The following is a 17,446-nucleotide window of genomic DNA, read 5'->3' as shown; positions in this document are numbered from 1 at the left end:
CGGGAGGCAGGAACAGGAAATCTGAGAAGCTACTTCTGGCGTGGGAGTTGGCAGAAGGCGGAGCGGCTGAAGTCAGATTATTACTTCTATTCGAAGCAGGCAATAGCAGCTGATAGCCAGGATCAATTGCTATGTTTTCAACTAATTCTTCCCAATTATATAAATGTGTTATGGTTTATGCAAATATTCTATTAAAAATTCACCAAAACAGATTTTCTTCCGCAAAACTGTTCAGTTTATTGATCGTAAGAAGCAGGTCCCGGATCTGCTACCTAGGTCTGCTCAGAAGGCTTACCCGCCGGGCAAAGCCTTCTGCCTTGGCGAGCAGTAGATTAGCGCGTATCGGGCTGTCAAACATGTTCTTTCCACAGCCGTATTGATGCTCGTCACCTGTTTCCCGCCAGAAAATAAGCATCATGAAAGCTTTGCCTATACCTACCGCCCTTGTCATTGCTCTGTTTGTCGCAGGCTGCTCCTCTTCCGAGCAGGTTTCGGTGGGCAGCGAACAGCGCGGCAGCGCCGACCAAGCTACCGGCTCTGCCCTCGACGCCAGCACTGGTTCCGCCTCCAACGTTGATTTCTCGGCCTATAAAACCTACGGCTGGGCCTCCCAGGTCAACGACACGGTGAATGCCACGTTCTTCGCCAACGATGCCAGCTACAAACGCACCATCCGCGACGCGGTGCAGCAGCAGATGGTCACGCGCGGCTACACCTACCAGCCCACCACCCCCGACCTCATCGTAAACTTTCGCGTGTTTGAGCAGCCCACCGAGATTCGCGACAACTCCGGCTACGGTGACAACTACTGGACCGCCAACGAGTACCGCCCCGACGATGCCCCGCGCAATATTAAGCTTGACAAAGGCAGCATCTTCGTGCAGCTGGTTGACAGCAAGAAAAGCGAAGTGGTGTGGCAAGGCTACGCCTCCGGCCTAGGTAGCGGCGAGGCCATGGAGAAAGACAAGGCCAAAGTGGCCGCGGCCGTAGCCAAGGTGTTCGTGGCCTACACCCACCGCGGCGACAACCAGTAGCAGCCGCTTCCTGCAGTGAAAAGCCTAGGTAGTACCTAGGCTTTTTTTGTTGTTTATAAAAAGCCAGGTTCTGGTCCTGGCTTTCCATCATTGGGCGCAGAAAAGCAGACAATTCATATTAATATAGTATTACCAGCGAATCTTCTGCTGCTTGCGGATGTTTACTTTTACAAGCCTTTATCTAAGTACCATTACCAAAATACCAATCTTGATTCTACCTCAGAATTTTGAACATAAAATAGGCTTCTCGCAATTGCGGGAAATGCTGGAAACATTGTGTCTGAGTGCCCTAGGTCGTCAGTTCGTGGGCAAGATGCAATTCCTGACCAAGTACGACCAGCTTCAGAAGCTGCTCCAGCAGACGGATGAATTCCGCGCCCTGCTCAACTCCGGCGCCGACTTCCCCAGCCAGCACTACCACGATGTACACCCGCACCTGGTGCGCGCCGCGCTGCCCGGTGCCTACCTCGATGTGCCCGCCTTTTTTGCCGTGAAGATGTCGTTGCGCACTATCCGGCAGGCGCTTGCGTTTTTCACCCAGGCCGAAGAAGCCCTCTACCCTACCCTGCGCCTGCTAGGTATCGGCGTGCAGGTCGACCGTAACTTGCTGGCTGCTTTAGATAAAGTGGTGAACGACGAAGGCCAGGTGTACGATAACGCCTCGCCGCTGCTCTCGCACTTGCGGCAGGAGCTGATTGCCCGCCAGGGCCAATTGCGCAAGCAGATTGCCGGCGTACTGCGTCATGCCCGCGAGCAAGGCTGGGTGCCGGAAGGCGCCGAACCGACCATCCGCGGTGGCCGCTTGGTGCTGCCGGTGGTAGCCGAGCACAAGCGCCGGGTGCGCGGCCTGATTCACGACGAATCGGCTTCGGGCCAGACGGTTTTTATCGAGCCGGAAGCCGTTTTTGAGCTGAACAACGACATCAAGGACCTGGAAAATGCCTACCAGCGCGAGCTGATCCGCATTCTGACGGCCCTTACCGACCAGCTGCGCCCGCACATTCCGGACCTGCGCAAGGCGTATCAATACCTAGGTCTGCTGGATTTCATCCGGGCTAAAGCCTTGCTGGCCTTGCGACTGGAAGCGACGATGCCCGTGCTGCACCCGCGCCCGCTGGTGCAGTGGAAGCAGGTGCGTCACCCGCTGCTCTACCTCACTTTCAAGGAGCAAAAGGATAATCCGCGCGACGTGGTGCCGCTGGACATGGAATTGAACCCTGAGCAGCGCATTCTGCTGATTTCGGGACCGAACGCTGGTGGTAAGTCGGTGGCCATGAAGACGGTGGGCCTGGTGCAGTACATGCTGCAATGCGGCCTGCTCATTCCGGCCGGCGATGGTTCGGAAGCGGGCATGTTCGATGATGTTTTCCTCGACATCGGCGATGAGCAGAGTCTGGAAAACGACTTGAGCACGTACTCGTCGCACTTGCTGAGCATGAAGCAGTTCCTGCTGTTTGCCGGCAAGCGCAGCCTCGTGCTCATCGACGAATTTGGTACCGGTACCGAGCCGGTGCTAGGTGGCGCCATTGCGGAAGCCGTGCTGAACCAGCTCAATCAGGCCCGCAGCTTCGGCGTCATCACCACGCACTACACCAACCTGAAGAACTTTGCCGAGCGCACGCAAGGCATCGTGAACGGAGCCATGCGCTACGACCCGGAGCAATTGCAGCCGCTCTACCGCCTGGAAATCGGTAAGCCGGGCTCGTCGTTTGCCATCGAAATTGCCCGCAAGATTGGCTTACCCAAGCAGATCGTGGAGCAGGCAACCCGGTTGGTTGGCAAGGATAAAATCCGCTACGATCAGCTCTTGGAGGGTCTGGAGAAAGAAAAGACCGACCTGGAGCAGCGTACCGCTGAGGCCGCCAAGCAGGAGCGCCGTCTGAAGAAAGCCGCTCAGGATTATCAAGATCTGAAGCGCCACTTGGAAGACACGCAGCTGGAAGTACTGCGCGAGGCGAAGCAGAAAGCGAAGACCTTGCTCAAGGACACGAACCAGCAGATTGAGGCGACTATTGCCGAAATCCGCCGCAACCAGGCCGAGAAAGAGCAGACCAAACAAGCCCGCGAGCAGCTCGATACGTTCGTGCGCGAAAAGCTGCACATCGAGCCGCCGAAGCCCCGCCCGACCCGCGAAGCCGCCGACGCTACCAACCTCAAGGTGGGCGACAAAGTGGCGCTGCTAGGTCAGGATGGCTACGGGGAGATTGCCAGCGTGAAAGGCAAAACCGCTGAAGTCCTATTCGGTGGTATGAAAACGCTGACGAAGGTAAGTCAGCTCGAAAAGCTCAGCCGCGCCGAAGTGAAGGAGCGCGAGAAGAAGGCTGAGAAAGCCGTTTATGCCAGCTCTGGCATGGATCTTACCGGCCGCATGGCCGACTTCAGCCCGACCCTCGACCTGCGCGGCGAGCGTGCCGAAGACGCTTTGCAAAAGGTGATGGCCTTCGTGGATGATGCCATCATGTTCGGCTTGCCGGAGCTCAAGATCCTGCACGGTCGCGGCAACGGCGTGCTGCGCCAGGTGGTGCGCGACTACCTGCGCTCGGTGCGCGCCATTGCCAGTGTCGGCGACGAGCACGCCGACCGCGGCGGCGACGGTGTGACCCTAGCTGTGCTGAAGTAACACTCGCTCTATAAACTCCAAAGCCTCCATCTTGCTAAAGGATGGAGGCTTTTTTGTGTGCTTGTAAAGCACACGCTGGCCCCACCTTGTCGACTGGCTTACAGCCAGTTTGCTAGGCCAGCAGGGCTATTTCGCAATTAGCTAGCTTTCACTGCGCTAGGAAGCGCACTCCATCGTCGGCACGAGCTACAAGCTCGCGCCAGCGGAGGGAGACCTAGGTTTTCGTGCAGCTGAATCTCCACGATAACTTCCATCGGCAGCCATTCGTTTGTGCTTGCATTGCGGGGCTCTTACGCCCGGGCGTTTGTCAATTTCTTTTCCCCTCCTGCTTTATGTTCCAAGCTTCTGATTATCCCGACCAAAACCTGCTGACCCTCATTGTAGCGGGCACGCTAACGAAAGCCGACTACAACGGCGTGGTGCCAACGCTAGAGCAAAAAGTGGCGCGCTGGGGCAAAATCAACGTGTACCTGGAAGTGCGCAGCCTCGACTTTATGACGTTGCCGGCCTTGTGGCAGGACATCAGGCAGGATGTGAAGCACTACAACGACTTCAACCGCGTGGCCGTTGCCAGCGACGATAACACGCTGATCAAAGCCTTAGCAGCCGCGAGCAACCTGCTGGCGCCGATGCAGGTGCGGCACTTCCCGCTGGCGCAGAAAGAAGAAGCCGTTCGGTGGGCGCTCGGCGAGGAGCCTTCACTTGCGCAAGCCAAGCAGATTTATACTTCCTAAGCTAGGTTTATCCTTCGGCTCGAGGACGATCTAAATAAAAAAGCTAGGTTCTGGAACGCTGCCAGAGCCTAGCTTTGTGGTTTTACCCAAGCAGCCAGCTACACCGCCGCCTGTCGGAAGGGCTTGATTTCCACCTTCTCCCACACGCCGCCCGTGATGTATGGGTCCTGCTCTTTCCAGGCGTTCAGGGTTTCGAGACTTTCAAACTGCACCACCATCATGGAGCCGATCATCTGACCGGCGTCGTTGAGGATGGCACCGCCGAAGAGCAGGTTGCCGGTTTGCCGCAGCTGGTGGGCGCCTTCGAGGTGCGCGGGGCGCGCTTGCAGGCGGCGCTCCAGCGCGTCGGCATCGGTGTAGTCGTAGGCGGTAATCAGGTATTGATTCATGTTGAGGGAAAAGCTAGGTAGCAGATTAAGCGTACCTGGTTTGGGGAAGTGAGTGTGGCGTTTAATTGTACAACTCGGCTAGTATACTGGCTGACGGCTTCTTTTTGTTGTTGCCCGGAAAATACTTCCAGTTGTTGCGAAAGTTTCACAAACGATTGTGTTACTTACCTACATGAAAGTCAACCCTAGCCGAACTACAAATCCTTCTGCCTCTACCATTGGACTGGCAGCCGGTCTACTCGCCGCTACGCTGGCATCACCCGCTGCTCTAGCCCAACAAACTGCCCCAAAGCCTACTGAGCAGAAGACCACGGAACAGAAAGCCACTGCCCTTCCCGTGACCGGCGGCAACCCCATCTTCACGCACAAATACACCGCCGACCCTTCGGCGCTGGTGAAGGATGGCACCGTGTACATCTACGCCGGCCACGACGAAGCGCCCGCGCCGCAGGAACGCTACGTGATGCACGAGTGGCTCTGCTTTTCTTCCCAGGACATGGTGCACTGGACCGAGCACCCGTCGCCGCTGAATGTGAAGGACTTTGCCTGGGCCAAAGACGACGCCTGGGCCTCGCAGGTGATTGAGCGCAACGGCAAATACTACTGGTACGCGGCCGTGGAGCACGGCACCATCAAGGGCAAAGCCATCGGGGTAGCCGTGTCGGATAGCCCGACGGGGCCGTTCAAAGACGCCCGTGGCTCGGCGCTGATTACCAACGACATGACTACCGAGGCGAAGATCAGCTGGGACGATATCGACCCGACGGTGTACATCGACGGCAACAACCAGGCATACTTATTCTGGGGCAACACCATCTGCTACTACGCCAAGCTCAAGCCGAACATGACCGAGCTGGACGGCCCCATCAAGAAGGTGGAAGGCCTGAAAAACTTCACCGAAGCACCCTGGATTCACAAGCACAACGGCTGGTATTATCTGTCGTACGCCTACCAGTTTCCGGAGAAAATGGCCTATGCCATGAGCCGCACCCTGGAAGGGCCGTGGGAATACAAAGGCATTCTGAACGAAATAGCCGGCAACTCCAACACTAACCATCAGGCTATCATCGACTTCAAAGGCCAGTCGTACCTGATCTACCACAACGGCGCCATCCCGACGGCGGGTAGCAGCTACCGCCGCTCCGTGTGCATCGACTACCTCTACTACAACAAAGACGGCACAATGAAGCGCGTCGTGATGACATCGGAAGGCGTGAAGCCGGCTCAGCAGGCTGCTCCGGCCACCACGCCCAAGCAGAAACCTGCGTCGGCGGTTAGGCGCGGGTAGCGCAGGCGTTGTAGTTGAATTTAGCATTCACATGCAGACTACAAAACCTAGGTTGCAGCGTGTTACAACGTAACCAAGCTAGCCCCGCCGGGGCGGCATATCGGTAGAAACCGGCACTGCAGCAATAAGCCCAAGCCCCAGCGGGGCGGCACCTAGGTTGGGTGTCGCCCCGCCGGGGCTCGGTCGTTTGTACGGGCTAGGTGCTACCGATGTGCCGCCCCGGCGGGGCTCGGTTCTTTACTCCGCAACCGCGAACTACAAAGTTCGCGCTACCTGAAGGAACCCCCATTCAAACCGTAGCTATCCAGAGCTTACTACCTGACCTGCTGAACGTTTTCTTCTTCCTGAGGCGTAGACGCAGAGGGCGCGGCCTGCCCGTGCAAGGACGATTCGCGGATGAACAGCTGCGGCTGCAACACCACCTGCCGGTGCGAGAAAGCCGGCCCTTTGGTTTCCATCAGCTCCAGGAAAAGACGTACCGATGCCTGCCCCATTTCCTCGCAGCGCTGGTCGACGGAGGTGAGCATGGGCTCGGTGATGGACGTGAAGGCCTCGTTGCTGAACCCAGCCAGCGCAATATCCTGCGGCACCCGGACGCCCTTGTTTTTCAGATACTGCAAAGCGCCCAGGATGGACGAGTCGCCGGCGGCAAAAACGGCATCCGGAGGGCTAGGTAGGGCGAGCAGGCGTTCCATTTCTTCGGCCCCATTTTCCTGCGACATATCGAAGTAGGCAATCAGCTCTTCATCGACGGGGATGCCAGCGCTTTGCAGTGCCTCGATGTAGCCCTGGCGGCGGTTCTGGTAGATGTTCAGGTGCTGAGGACCAGCGAAGTGGGCAATGCGCCGGCAGCCCTGCTCAATCAAATGCAGCGTCGATTGGTAAGCGCCCTCCCGGTCGTTGAGCACGACGGCATTTACGTAGTCGTCGGTCAGCACCCGGTCGAAAAACACGAGCGGAATGCCGCGCTTGCGTACTTTTTCGAAATGCCGAAAGTCGCTGGTCGTGCGCGAGAGAGAAACCAAAATACCGGCCACCTGCGCACTCAGCAGCGTATCGATGCTCTTGCGCTCGTGTGCCACATCCTCGTTCGACTGGCACATAATCACACTGAAGCCCGCCTTGCTGGCCGCCGTTTCGATGCCGTGTACCACCGAAGGAAAAAACCGGCCTTCGATGTAGGGCACAATCACGCCGAGCAGCTTGCTCTTGCCTTTGCGCAAGGCCGCCGCCAGGTGATTGGGCTGATAATTAAGCTTTTTGGCCAGTTTCAGCACCCTTTGCTTCGTGGCGGGGCCGATGCTGTGATGGTCGCTGAGCGCCCGCGAAATCGTCGTCATCGACACCCCTAGCTCTCTGGCTAGGTCGGCCATCGAGACGGGGCTACTCGGAACTTCATTCTCTTTCTCCTTCTTCGTGCGTGAAGCCATTGGGATGTATTACTGCGTAATTAGTCAGCAAAATAGGCTAACTGTACTATTCTTAGCGTGATTAGCTATCAGGTAGTTTGACAACGAAGCAGCAGCAACGCGTCAGCACACAGCTATTCTCCGGCTCTCCCCTCCTGCTCGCTCCAGATGAGCCGCCAAGCCAGAAACCTAGGTAGTAAAATAACAGCCGGGAGCCTAGCCGTTGTCGCACAACCGATTGATGCGAATCTTGCTTGCAAGAAGCTAATCTTTCGTATTTACCTCAACAGAAAGCTAGTTAATTTAACAAGTTAACACGACAAACACATCAAACGGCTTCTGGGAAGGGCTGGTTGGCGGCTTGCACAAAGCGCGCCCCCTTTCATTTAGAATAAACTGCTGTAGATTACACAATCGTTTATGTAATTCTCATCATAATGAAGCCATTACTCTTGTTCGTGTTGCTGCTGCTTAGCCTGGGCACCAAGGCGCAGGAAGCTGTTCCGCTTATTTCGGCCCACGATCCGGTCATGATTCGGCAGAACAACACGTATTACATGTTCTGCACGGGGCCGGGCATTGCCGTTTGGTCGTCGACTGACCGCAAGCACTGGAAGCGGGAGAAGCCGGTGTTCGACGCGGCGCCGGCCTGGGCCGTGCAGGCGGTACCTAGCTTTCGCAACCACATCTGGGCGCCCGATATTTCCTTTCACAATGGCGTGTACTCGCTGTTCTACTCGGTGTCGGCTTTTGGCAAAAACACGTCGTGCATTGGCCTGGCTACAAACAAAACCCTCGACCCTAGCTCGCCCGATTTCAAGTGGGTCGACCACGGCAAGGTGATTCAGTCGGTGCCGGGCCGCGACATGTGGAACGCCATCGACCCCAACCTCATTCGCGACCAGGCGGGCACGCCCTGGCTGACGTTTGGCTCCTTCTGGGACGGTATCAAGCTCGTGCAGCTTCGCCCCGACCTCACCGCGCCCGCCGAGCCCCAGCATTGGCGCACCATCGCCAGCCGTCCCCGCGACCCTAAGCTCACCGATTCCCTGCCCGGCGACGCTGCCATCGAAGGCCCGTTCATCTTCCGCAAAGGCGGTTACTACTACCTCTTTGTATCGTTCGACTACTGCTGCCGCGGCCCCAAGAGCACCTACAAAGTCATGGTGGGCCGCTCGAAGGAAGTCGCTGGCCCCTACGTAGATAAGGCCGGCGTAGCGCTGGAGCAAGGCGGCGGCACGCAGGTATTAGCCGGCGACAGCAAGTGGTATGGCCTGGGTCACAACTCCGTCTACACCTTCGACAACACCGATTACCTTGTTTTTCACGCCTACGATGCCGCCGACCAAGGCCGCCCCAAGCTGCGCCTGGAAAAGCTAGGTTGGGACGCCCAAGGCTGGCCGCAGGTGCAGTTGGCTCAGTAACCAAGCCAATCTGCGGGTGCCCACAACCGGGACAGGTATGCTTATTAAAACAGAAGCCGCTCTGTAGTACAGAGCGGCTTCTGTTTTGTAAGTAGCCGCTAACTAACACGTTGCGACTACCTTGATACGGTCTTATTCAACAACAATCTTCTTCGTCAGCTGGCCGCTGCTGGTTTTCAGGCGCACCAGATACATACCGGCTGCCAGCGGCTTATCCACGGCTACTTCCAACCTAGGTTGCGGATTAAACTGCTGCTGGTAAACCATTTGCCCCTGCACGCTCAGCACTTCTACGCGCACCGGGCCGGTTAGCTTTAAAGTACCTAGCTCGACTGTGAACTTGCCTTGCGTCACGGGGCTCGGGTAGATGGCTAGCTCCGGCAGTTTGGAGGTGGCATTGGCCGTCACAATGGCGTTGCCCAACGTCCAGCGTTGGCAGTTGCAGCCGTTGTAATCCCACAAACCTAGCTGTACGCCAGGTGTTTGCGAAGCGTTCGGCACTTCCACCACCCGATTGCCATTCACGGAGGCAAACACATACGAGCCGTTGTTGGCGCGCTCGATCTTGAACTGCTGGCAGAGCAGGCCGCTGTAGGCGTTCAGTTGCAGCTTCGAACCTAGGTAGGGCGAGCAGCTCGCCACTTCCGCAGCCAGGCCACCCAGGGCGTTGGTGATTTTGTATTCACCGTTGCCTAGACTTGTAAAATCCCACTGCTGGCAGGCTAAGTTGGCGTTGGTGCCTTGGGCAATAGCTTGGCCGGCTGTGCCGGTGCAGCCCCAGGCATCCCACACAAGCGGGCTGTTGCTACTGGTAATCTGGTAGCGGCCGGCGGCCACCCAGTCGCGGGTAAGGACGGGCCACTGCGCCGCATCCCATAGCAACGAAGCCAAACTCAGCTTGGGCGCGCCGTTCTCGAACCCTTCGTAATAGTGGTGACTCACGTAGGTTACCCCATTTTCCTGGTAAACGCCAACCTGCCCCGGCCCGATGTAGTGGCCCGCGGTAGCTAAGATGGTTGTGCCCCCGTTGCTGTTCAGGTTCACGCCGTTCTTGTCGAGGTAGGGCCCGGTTGGGCTGGCCGAGCGCCCGACCTGCACGTTGTAGGTGCTGTTAACACCTTGGCAGCAAGCGCCCCTATTGACGAACAGATAATAATAGCTCCCATTACGAATTACATACGGAGCTTCTACGCCGCCATTAGCCAGCGCATATTGCGTACCTAGGTCCAGCGGCTTACCGGTAGTCTTATCCAGCTGCGTCATGCGAATGCCACCGAAAAAGGAGCCATACGTGAGCCACAACTTTCCGTCAGCATCTTCGAAAAGCGCGGGGTCGATGGCGTTGACGGCGCTGCTGGCATTCGTTGAAACGACTTCGCCCTGGTCTTCCCACTTGTAGTTGGGGCTGGCCGGATCCAGTGTCACGTTGGTCGCCAGACCAATGGCCGAGACTCTCGACCCGAACGTGGAGCACGAGTAATACAGGTAGTACTTCCCGTTCATAAACTTGCACTCCGGCGCCCAGAAATTACCCGCGAAGCCGGGCACTTTCGCGTTGATCCAGCTCGGCCAAGTGCCGATCGGGAAAACGGGCCTAGGTCCTGGCGTCCAGCTGACGAGGTCCGTCGAGTACATACCGTACACACCATCGCCGGTCGTGAAGATCCAGTAGGTGTTGCCGCTCTTAACGATGGTACTCGGGTCGTGCGCGCCGTTGGCGCCTTGCAGGGCGTAGACTTGCTGAATAGCTAAACAACTGGTTATAAATAAGAACAATGCAATACGGCGACAGGCATAACCTAGCCACTCAACTTGCAGGGAAAAAGCTGCACTACCGGCAGCAACGCCGAGGCGGTGACGCCTGGAAAAAAGGGTATTGGTTTTCATGAAAGATGGGATTTGGTGGTGAGAAAGGGAACATGGCAACGCGTACTGGCAAACAGATGTGAGTAAGGTAATTAAGGCAATAAAGTCGCCCGCTGATCGGACTAACACACGTCTTATCCGGGTACTCTGGGCGGAAAAGCACGGATAAAAAATGGGCTGGAAAAAGAACGCGACTCTCTTCTTCCAGCCCATTACTTAGCCTACAGGCTAGGGGTTTTACTTATTCGGAATGCGCAGCACCGTGAACGAGTTAGGAGCCAGCATGTAGCTCACCGTTGGCGAAGAAACTTTGAAAGTTTCTTCCTTGGGAGCTAGGTACGTCGGCTTATCGAGGCTGTTTTCGGCTTGCAAATCATTGCTGGCGAGCACCGTAGCTTTCACCGTTTGGCCCACTTTCTTCACGCCGGCAAGGTCAATCTTTACCGGGCGGGCGGAAGTAGAGTAGTTCACCAGTTTCACCACAATTTCGCCGGTCGTTTTGTCGGCGACGGCGCTGGTGAACAGGTTGTCCTGACCGTTTTTGTTCGTAACGGGCAGCATGGTGGTGCCTTTGTTCAGGCTGAACAGCTTCTGTACGTAGTAGTTAGGTGTGCCGTATGAGCGCAGGTTGTCCATCCAGATGAGGTCGGGCGTCCACTGCCACGCGTCCACGTTGGCGAAGAGCGGCGCGTAGGAAGCCATTTCTACCACGTCGGCGTTGCGCTCCAGGCCCGTCATAAAGGCAGCTTCAGAAATGGCACAATCCCAAGTGTTTTTATTTTTGGGACTCGCAATGGCTACGCTCTGCGCGGCGTACTCGCCGGCAAAAATCTTCGGCCCTTTGCGCGGATAATCGTCGTAGCGGCCCACGTTCTGGCGGAACCACTCGGGCTTGGCGTAGTAGTGCTCGTCGAGGAAGTCAGCGCCGAGCTCCCGGAATCGGGTAGTAGCGGCCTTGAAGCGTTCATCCGCCGGGTCGGGGCCAGCGCTGGATACCAGCTTGATATTCGGGTATTTCGCTTTCATCGCCTTGGCAAACAGCTCATACCGCTCGTAATACTGAGGCCCCCACTGCTCGTTGCCCGCCCCGATCATCTTCAGGTTGAAGGGTGCCGGGTGGCCCATCGCGGCCCGCTTGGCGCCCCAGGGACTAGATACCGGACCGTTGGCAAACTCCACCAGATCCAGGGCATCCTGAATAAAGGTTTCTAAGGTAACTTCATCAGCGCTATGCACATGCGTGTCGGCGCTGGCGTTAGGACCACCAGCAGGCGTAGTGGCGCTGAGCGGAGCTAGCTCGGCCGAGTTGAATTGGCAGGCCATGCCGATGTTCAGGATGGGAAGTGGCTCAGCACCAATGTCTTCAGATAGCTGAAAGTACTCGAAGAAACCTAGGCCAAACGACTGGTAATAATCGGGGGTGTAGCGGTGGGCAAACTCGGTGTTCCAGCGGTTGATGAGCGACTCGCGGTCATTAGGCACGCCAATCGTTTTCTTCCATTGGTAGCGCTGATCCAGGGTCCGGCCTTCCACGATGCAGCCGCCGGGGAAGCGCAGGAAGCCGGGCTTCATGTCTTTCAGCAGCTGCACCAGGTCGGTGCGCAGGCCGTTGGGGCGGTTCTGCCAGGTGTCTTTCGGAAATACCGATACCACGTCGATGTCGGCGGTGCCGGCTCCGTCGATGACCACTTTAAGGTGTGCTTTGTTGTTGGTGGCCGTGGGCTTCAGCACCGCCGTGTACTGCTTCCACTCCGGTGTGAGACCCGAAAACTGCGCTTGCGCAAGTGCCTGACCCTTTTCATCTTCCAAGATTACTTTCAGGCCATTGATGCTACCAGCGCCGCGCCGCGCATACACCGACAAGGTATATTCAGCATTCTGCTTCACGCCCATTCCGCGGAACCCCTCGTTGATAAAGCCCGCATCGGGGCTGCTGGCGCGGGCGGTGAGGCGCAGGTAGTGGTTATTAGTAGCGCTCAGCGGCTGCTGACTCAGTACCGTGTACTCCGTGAGGGCCGCGCCGCCCTTGATGGCTTTCCAGCCGATGAGGTGGTCATCGGTTTCAAACGACTTGTTTTTCACCAATTCCGGGTAAAGCCCACCGTCGGCCCCGAAGTTGATGTCCTCGAAAAACAAGCCGTACATGGTTTTCGGGATGGGCGCGCCGGGCTTGTTCACCTGTACCGTCACGGTGGTCGGCGCGCCGGACTGGGCTGCTGCTGGGCTGGCTATCAAGCTACTGATAGCTAGGCCCAACGGCAGAAAAGAACAGTAGGAAGAGGGTATTTTCATCATAAAGTAAGGGCAGGTTGAAGGGCGGGAATTCTTGTGGGACTGGGCATTACTTAACACTGACCAGAGAAATCAACGGAAGCAAAAAAGAACGTCATGCTGAGCAGCAGCGAAGCATCTCGCGTGCAGTCGTTGTGGTGGTAAACCCTGACGACTGGAGGTAGCATTGCACGCGAGATGCTTCGACAAGCTCAGCATGACGTTCTTTTAAGCTAGGGTAGCTAGCTTCCGCTTAGTAGCGGCCACCAAAAGCCGCTTCGTTCGCGCGCAACTCATTTTTGAACGTGCGCAGCTTCGTATCAGCATCAATCACAACGAACTCGATACCGGCCATTTCGGCGAAGTCTTCGAGGTACTCGGTGGTCAGGTTCTGGCTGTAGCCGGTGTGGTGAGCACCGCCCGCCAAGATCCAGGCAGCCGCGCCGGTAGCCAGGTCGGGCTTCACTTTCCACAGCACGCGGGCCACGGGCAGCTTGGGCAGATCTTGCTCGGGTGCCACGGCTTCTACTTCGTTCACAATCATACGGAAACGGTTGCCCATGTCGATGAGCGTAGCGTTCAGGGCGGGGCCAGCGGGGCAGTTGAACACCAGGCGAACCGGGTCAGCCTTGCCGCCGATACCGAGGGGGTGAATCTCTGCGCGCACTTTGCCTTCGGCAATCGTGGGGCAGATTTCGAGCATGTGCGAACCTAGCACCTGGTTGTTGCCGGGCGCGAAGTGGTAGGTGTAATCTTCCATGAAGGAGTTGCCGCCGGGCAGGCCCGCGCCCATCACTTTCATCGCGCGCACCAGCGCCGCCGTTTTCCAGTCGCCTTCGCCGCCGAAGCCGTAGCCTTCCGCCATGAGGCGCTGCGTGGCAATGCCGGGCAGCTGGGTCATGCCATGCAAGTCTTCGAAGGTGTCGGTGAAGCCTTTAGCACCTTTATCTTGCAGGAAACGACGCATACCTAGCTCAATACGAGCCGCATCGCGCAGGGATGAGCGGAACGTGCCGCCGTCCTTCAGCTCGTCGGCTAGCTCGTAGGTGGCCTCGTACTCGGCCATCAACTCCTCGATTTCGCCGTCGCTCACGGCGTTTACCACTTCCACCAAATCGCCGATGCCATAGCCATTCACAGAGTAGCCAAACTTGATTTCGGCTTCCACTTTGTCGCCTTCGGTTACGGCCACATAGCGCATGTTGTCGCCGAAGCGGACGAACCTAGCTCCCTGCCAGTCGGCCCAGGCGCACGCCGCCCGCGACCATACGCTCAGCTGATCCTGCACCGCAGCATCTTCCCAGTGTCCTACTACCACCTTGCGGTTCAGGCGCATACGCGAGTTGATGAAGCCGAACTCCCGGTCGCCGTGCGCCGATTGGTTCGTGTTCATGAAGTCCATGTCGATGGTGCCCCACGGAATGTCGCGGTTGAACTGCGTGTGCAGGTGCGCCATTGGCTTTTGCAACACTTTCAAGCCGTTGATCCACATTTTGGCCGGCGAGAAGGTGTGCATCCAGGCAATCAGGCCCACGCAGTTGGTGGTGGTGTTAGCCTCCTGAATCAGCTTATAAATTTCCTCCGGGCCGGTCAGAATGGGCTTATACACAATCTTGATCGGCAGCTTGCTGTTCAGCGCTTCCGCAATCTGCTGCGAGTGCTGGGCTACTTCTTTCAGCGTTTCGGGGCCGTAAAGGTGCTGGGTGCCAGTGATGAACCAGGCTTCGTACTGCGAAATGTCAATCATGGGTGAATGGGTAATACTAATGTGTTTGCTTGTTTGAGGGATGTAGCGCGAAGCTCCCGCTTCGCGCTACATCCTAGCTTTGGCCGTAATAAGAATTCGCGCCGTGCTTGCGCTCGTAGTGCTTGCGAATCAAGGCGTCTTTCAGGCGCGGCACGTCGGGGCGGAGCGTGCAGCTGAGGTAAGCCATGCGGGCTACTTCTTCCAGCACGGCGCTATTGTACACGGCTTTCTCCACGGTTTTGCCCCAAGTGAAGGGGGCGTGGTTGCTGAGCAGCACCATCTCCACTTCTTCCGGCGAGATGCCGCGGCGCTGAAACTCGTTCATGATCTGCCAACCCGTTTGGTGCTCGTAGTCACCGGCAATCATGTTGTCGTCCATGGGCGGCGCGCACGGAATGTCGGCGGTGAGGTGGTCGGCGTGCGTAGTACCTAAGATCGGAATATCGAGCTGCGCCTGCGCCCATGCCGTGGCGTAGGTCGAGTGCGTGTGCACGATGCCGCCGATGTGCTCCCAGTGGCTGAACAGCACCGCGTGCGTCTTGGTATCGGAGGAAGGCCGCTTGGTGCCCTCCACGATTTTGTTGGCGAAGTCAACGATGACAATGTCCTCGGGGCGCAGAATGTCGTAGGGCACGCCGCTGGGCTTAATAGCAAACACGCCCTGCTGGCGGTCAACGACGCTGGCATTGCCGAAGGTGAACAGCACGAGGCCTAGCTTCGGCAACTGCATATTGGCCTCGTAGCAGGCCTGCTTTAGATCTTGGTACTGACTCATTATACTTCGTCAACTAGTGTTGTTTCAGCTACTTCGCCTTCGCGCAGGGTCACGTCTTCCACGAAGCGGCCAAAGGCTTGATATTGCTCGTAGCGCGCCTGATAATCGGCTACGCTCGCTGGGTTCGGCTCGTAGGTTTCGGCGAAGCCGCTGCCCATTGCTTTTTGGGCGGTCAGTACGTCGGGGTGCACACCGGCGGCAACGGCCGCGTACATGGCCGCACCGAGGGCCGGCGCCTGCTCCGACACCGCAATTTTGATCGGGCGATTAAGCACGTCGGCTAGGGTCTGCATCACGAAAGCCGACTTTTTGGCCACGCCGCCAATGCCGATAACCTGCTTGATCGGAATACCTTCCTGCTCGAAGCGCTCCACAATTTGCTTGGAACCGTAGCAGATAGCCTCTACCAGAGCCCGGAAAATCTGCGGGGCGCTGGTGCCCATGGTCAGGTTCATGATGGCGCCTTTCAGGCCCTGGTTGGCATCCGGCGTGCGGCGGCCGTTCACCCAGTCGAGGGCCAGCACGGCCGATTCGGCGGGGTTCACCTGCGCGGCGGCTTTGGTCAGCTCCACGATCAGCTTGTTGCTCATTTCCTCGCGCAAGGCGGCTTGCTGCTCCGGCGTGATTACCGAAGAGGATGACAATACGTTGTTCAACGGCCACTCCAGCATCTGCCGGAACCAAGCCAGCAAGTCGCCAAACGCTGACTGCCCCGCTTCCAGACCTAACATACCGGGAATTACGGAACCGTCTACCTGCCCGCAGATGCCTTGCACGAGCTTCCCTCCTACTTCTTCCGAAGGAGCTACCACGATGTCGCAGGTCGAAGTACCCATCACCTTCACCATCGAGTACGCCTCAATTTCGCCGGCCACGGCGCCCGCGTGTGCGTCGAAGCTGCCGACTGCTACCACCGTGTTAGTGGTCAGACCTAGGCGCTGGCCCCACTCTTCGGAGAGGTTGCCGGCGGCCTCGTCGGCGGTGTAGGTTTCCTGGAACAAACGACCGCGCAGCTCGGCTAGCTTGGGCTCCAGGTGCACAATGAACTCTTCGATGGGCAGGCCGCCCCAGCTCTCGTGCCACATGGCCTTATGGCCGGCCGCGCAACGGCTGCGCTTAAAGTGGGCTAGGTCGCTGCCGGTGAGCAGCAGCGTCATCCAGTCGCAGTGCTCCATCCAGGAGTGCGCAGCTTTCGCTACAGTTTCATCCTCACGCACGATGTGCATGATCTTGGCCCAAAACCACTCCGACGAGTAGATACCACCTTCAAACTTTGTGAAATCTTCGCCGCCCCAGGTGCGCGCTTTCAGGTTGACCTCGGCGGCTTCCTCCAGCGCCGTGTGGTCTTTCCAGAGCACGAACATGGCGTTCGGGTTGTCCTCGAAGCCGGGCGTGAGGGCCAGGGCTACGCCGTGCTCATTCACCGGACCCGGTGTCGAGCCGGTCGTATCCACGGCCAGACCCACGATCTGCTCGGCGGGCACCGACTGGGCCACTTTCCGCACCGTTATTTCCAGCCCTTCGATGTAGTCAAGCGGGTGCTGGCGGAACTGGTTGTGGATGGGGTTGCAGTACTGCAGGGTTTTCCAGCGCGTGTAATAATGCACGGCCTGGGCTACTTCCTCCCCCGTACGGGCATTCACCAGTAGGGAGCGCACGGAATCGGTGCCGTAGTCGACGCCAATCACGTAGGCCGCCGTTGAATCTGTGTTTTGCATGGTTAAAACGTAAACGCTCTTTTTAGCCTGTTTTATAGTAAGCTCAGGGGTAGCTTGCTCGCCTAAGATCTAGGTTAGCTGCTGGCCAGAAGCGGCCGTAAAGTAGGCATTATCTACAGCGCACACAATCGTTTGTGTAAACTACTCCTTATGTAACCTAGGATACTTTGT

Annotated in this window: 12 protein-coding genes; 5 read left to right on the top strand and 7 right to left on the bottom strand. The window is 57.5% G+C overall.

Annotated features, from left to right (window positions below):
- The first annotated feature begins 416 nt into the window (after positions 1-416).
- The 3 genes from IEX74_RS18630 (at position 417) to IEX74_RS18620 (ending at position 4,388) form a co-directional block, all read left to right on the top strand.
- Positions 417-1,034 carry a DUF4136 domain-containing protein gene (locus tag IEX74_RS18630; protein ID WP_188815541.1) on the top strand — a complete coding sequence of 206 codons (618 nt, stop codon included), beginning with the start codon at positions 417-419 and terminating at the stop codon, positions 1,032-1,034.
- Positions 1,035-1,242: 208 nt separating this feature from the next.
- Entirely contained in the window at positions 1,243-3,654 is a 2,412-nt protein-coding gene (locus IEX74_RS18625; protein ID WP_188815540.1) for an endonuclease MutS2, read from the top strand.
- Between the two features lie 332 nt (positions 3,655-3,986).
- Positions 3,987-4,388, top strand: a complete 402-nt coding sequence (locus IEX74_RS18620) for a SpoIIAA family protein (RefSeq protein ID WP_188815539.1) — start codon at positions 3,987-3,989, stop codon at positions 4,386-4,388.
- A 98-nt stretch (positions 4,389-4,486) separates the two neighbouring features.
- Here the strand turns inward: IEX74_RS18620 and IEX74_RS18615 are convergent, their stop codons facing one another.
- Positions 4,487-4,777, bottom strand: coding sequence for a YciI family protein (locus IEX74_RS18615; RefSeq protein WP_188815538.1), 291 nt, complete (start codon positions 4,775-4,777; stop codon positions 4,487-4,489).
- A 172-nt stretch (positions 4,778-4,949) separates the two neighbouring features.
- Between IEX74_RS18615 and IEX74_RS18610 the strand changes: the two genes are divergently transcribed.
- Complete coding sequence (locus IEX74_RS18610; RefSeq protein ID WP_188815537.1) at positions 4,950-6,065, top strand: glycoside hydrolase family 43 protein; 1,116 nt, start codon at positions 4,950-4,952, stop codon at positions 6,063-6,065.
- A gap of 314 nt (positions 6,066-6,379) precedes the next feature.
- Here IEX74_RS18610 and IEX74_RS18605 read toward each other — a convergent pair whose 3' ends face one another.
- On the bottom strand, positions 6,380-7,495 hold the full coding sequence (locus tag IEX74_RS18605) for a LacI family DNA-binding transcriptional regulator (RefSeq protein ID WP_188815536.1): 1,116 nt from the start codon (positions 7,493-7,495) through the stop codon (positions 6,380-6,382).
- A gap of 416 nt (positions 7,496-7,911) precedes the next feature.
- On the opposite strand from IEX74_RS18605, the gene IEX74_RS18600 reads away from it, so the two are divergent.
- Complete coding sequence (locus IEX74_RS18600; RefSeq protein WP_188815535.1) at positions 7,912-8,898, top strand: arabinan endo-1,5-alpha-L-arabinosidase; 987 nt, start codon at positions 7,912-7,914, stop codon at positions 8,896-8,898.
- 132 nt (positions 8,899-9,030) lie between these two features.
- On the opposite strand, the gene IEX74_RS18595 is transcribed toward IEX74_RS18600, so the two are convergent.
- From IEX74_RS18595 to IEX74_RS18575, 5 genes are all read right to left on the bottom strand, one after another.
- Positions 9,031-10,785, bottom strand: coding sequence for a family 43 glycosylhydrolase (locus IEX74_RS18595; protein ID WP_188815534.1), 1,755 nt, complete (start codon positions 10,783-10,785; stop codon positions 9,031-9,033).
- A gap of 216 nt (positions 10,786-11,001) precedes the next feature.
- Positions 11,002-13,059 (bottom strand): alpha-L-arabinofuranosidase family protein, encoded by a 2,058-nt coding sequence (locus IEX74_RS18590; protein ID WP_188815533.1) that lies wholly within the window; start codon positions 13,057-13,059, stop codon positions 11,002-11,004.
- 229 nt (positions 13,060-13,288) lie between these two features.
- Complete coding sequence (gene araA, locus IEX74_RS18585) at positions 13,289-14,782, bottom strand: L-arabinose isomerase (RefSeq protein ID WP_188815532.1); 1,494 nt, start codon at positions 14,780-14,782, stop codon at positions 13,289-13,291.
- Between the two features lie 73 nt (positions 14,783-14,855).
- Positions 14,856-15,557 carry an L-ribulose-5-phosphate 4-epimerase gene (locus IEX74_RS18580; RefSeq protein WP_188815531.1) on the bottom strand — a complete coding sequence of 234 codons (702 nt, stop codon included), beginning with the start codon at positions 15,555-15,557 and terminating at the stop codon, positions 14,856-14,858.
- Positions 15,557-17,275, bottom strand: coding sequence for a ribulokinase (locus IEX74_RS18575; RefSeq protein WP_188815530.1), 1,719 nt, complete (start codon positions 17,273-17,275; stop codon positions 15,557-15,559). The genes IEX74_RS18580 and IEX74_RS18575 overlap by 1 nt, the downstream gene beginning before the upstream one ends.
- Positions 17,276-17,446 lie beyond the last annotated feature (171 nt).

The organism is Hymenobacter cavernae (assembly GCF_014641455.1).
In the GTDB taxonomy this organism is placed as follows: domain Bacteria; phylum Bacteroidota; class Bacteroidia; order Cytophagales; family Hymenobacteraceae; genus Hymenobacter; species Hymenobacter cavernae.
Note: the sequence above shows the minus strand (reverse complement) of the source record. Positions and strands in the feature narration are given on the sequence as shown.

Excerpts from the sequence above, each read along its gene's own strand:
- IEX74_RS18630 (WP_188815541.1), top strand. The coding sequence starts at position 417 with ATGAAAGCTTTGCCTATACCTACCGCCCTTGTCATTGCTCTGTTTGTC.
- IEX74_RS18620 (WP_188815539.1), top strand. The coding sequence starts at position 3,987 with ATGTTCCAAGCTTCTGATTATCCCGACCAAAACCTGCTGACCCTCATT.
- IEX74_RS18615 (WP_188815538.1), bottom strand. The coding sequence starts at position 4,777 with ATGAATCAATACCTGATTACCGCCTACGACTACACCGATGCCGACGCG.
- IEX74_RS18610 (WP_188815537.1), top strand. The coding sequence starts at position 4,950 with ATGAAAGTCAACCCTAGCCGAACTACAAATCCTTCTGCCTCTACCATT.
- IEX74_RS18605 (WP_188815536.1), bottom strand. The coding sequence starts at position 7,495 with ATGGCTTCACGCACGAAGAAGGAGAAAGAGAATGAAGTTCCGAGTAGC.
- IEX74_RS18600 (WP_188815535.1), top strand. The coding sequence starts at position 7,912 with ATGAAGCCATTACTCTTGTTCGTGTTGCTGCTGCTTAGCCTGGGCACC.
- IEX74_RS18595 (WP_188815534.1), bottom strand. The coding sequence starts at position 10,785 with ATGAAAACCAATACCCTTTTTTCCAGGCGTCACCGCCTCGGCGTTGCT.
- IEX74_RS18590 (WP_188815533.1), bottom strand. The coding sequence starts at position 13,059 with ATGATGAAAATACCCTCTTCCTACTGTTCTTTTCTGCCGTTGGGCCTA.
- araA (WP_188815532.1), bottom strand. The coding sequence starts at position 14,782 with ATGATTGACATTTCGCAGTACGAAGCCTGGTTCATCACTGGCACCCAG.
- IEX74_RS18580 (WP_188815531.1), bottom strand. The coding sequence starts at position 15,557 with ATGAGTCAGTACCAAGATCTAAAGCAGGCCTGCTACGAGGCCAATATG.
- IEX74_RS18575 (WP_188815530.1), bottom strand. The coding sequence starts at position 17,275 with ATGCAAAACACAGATTCAACGGCGGCCTACGTGATTGGCGTCGACTAC.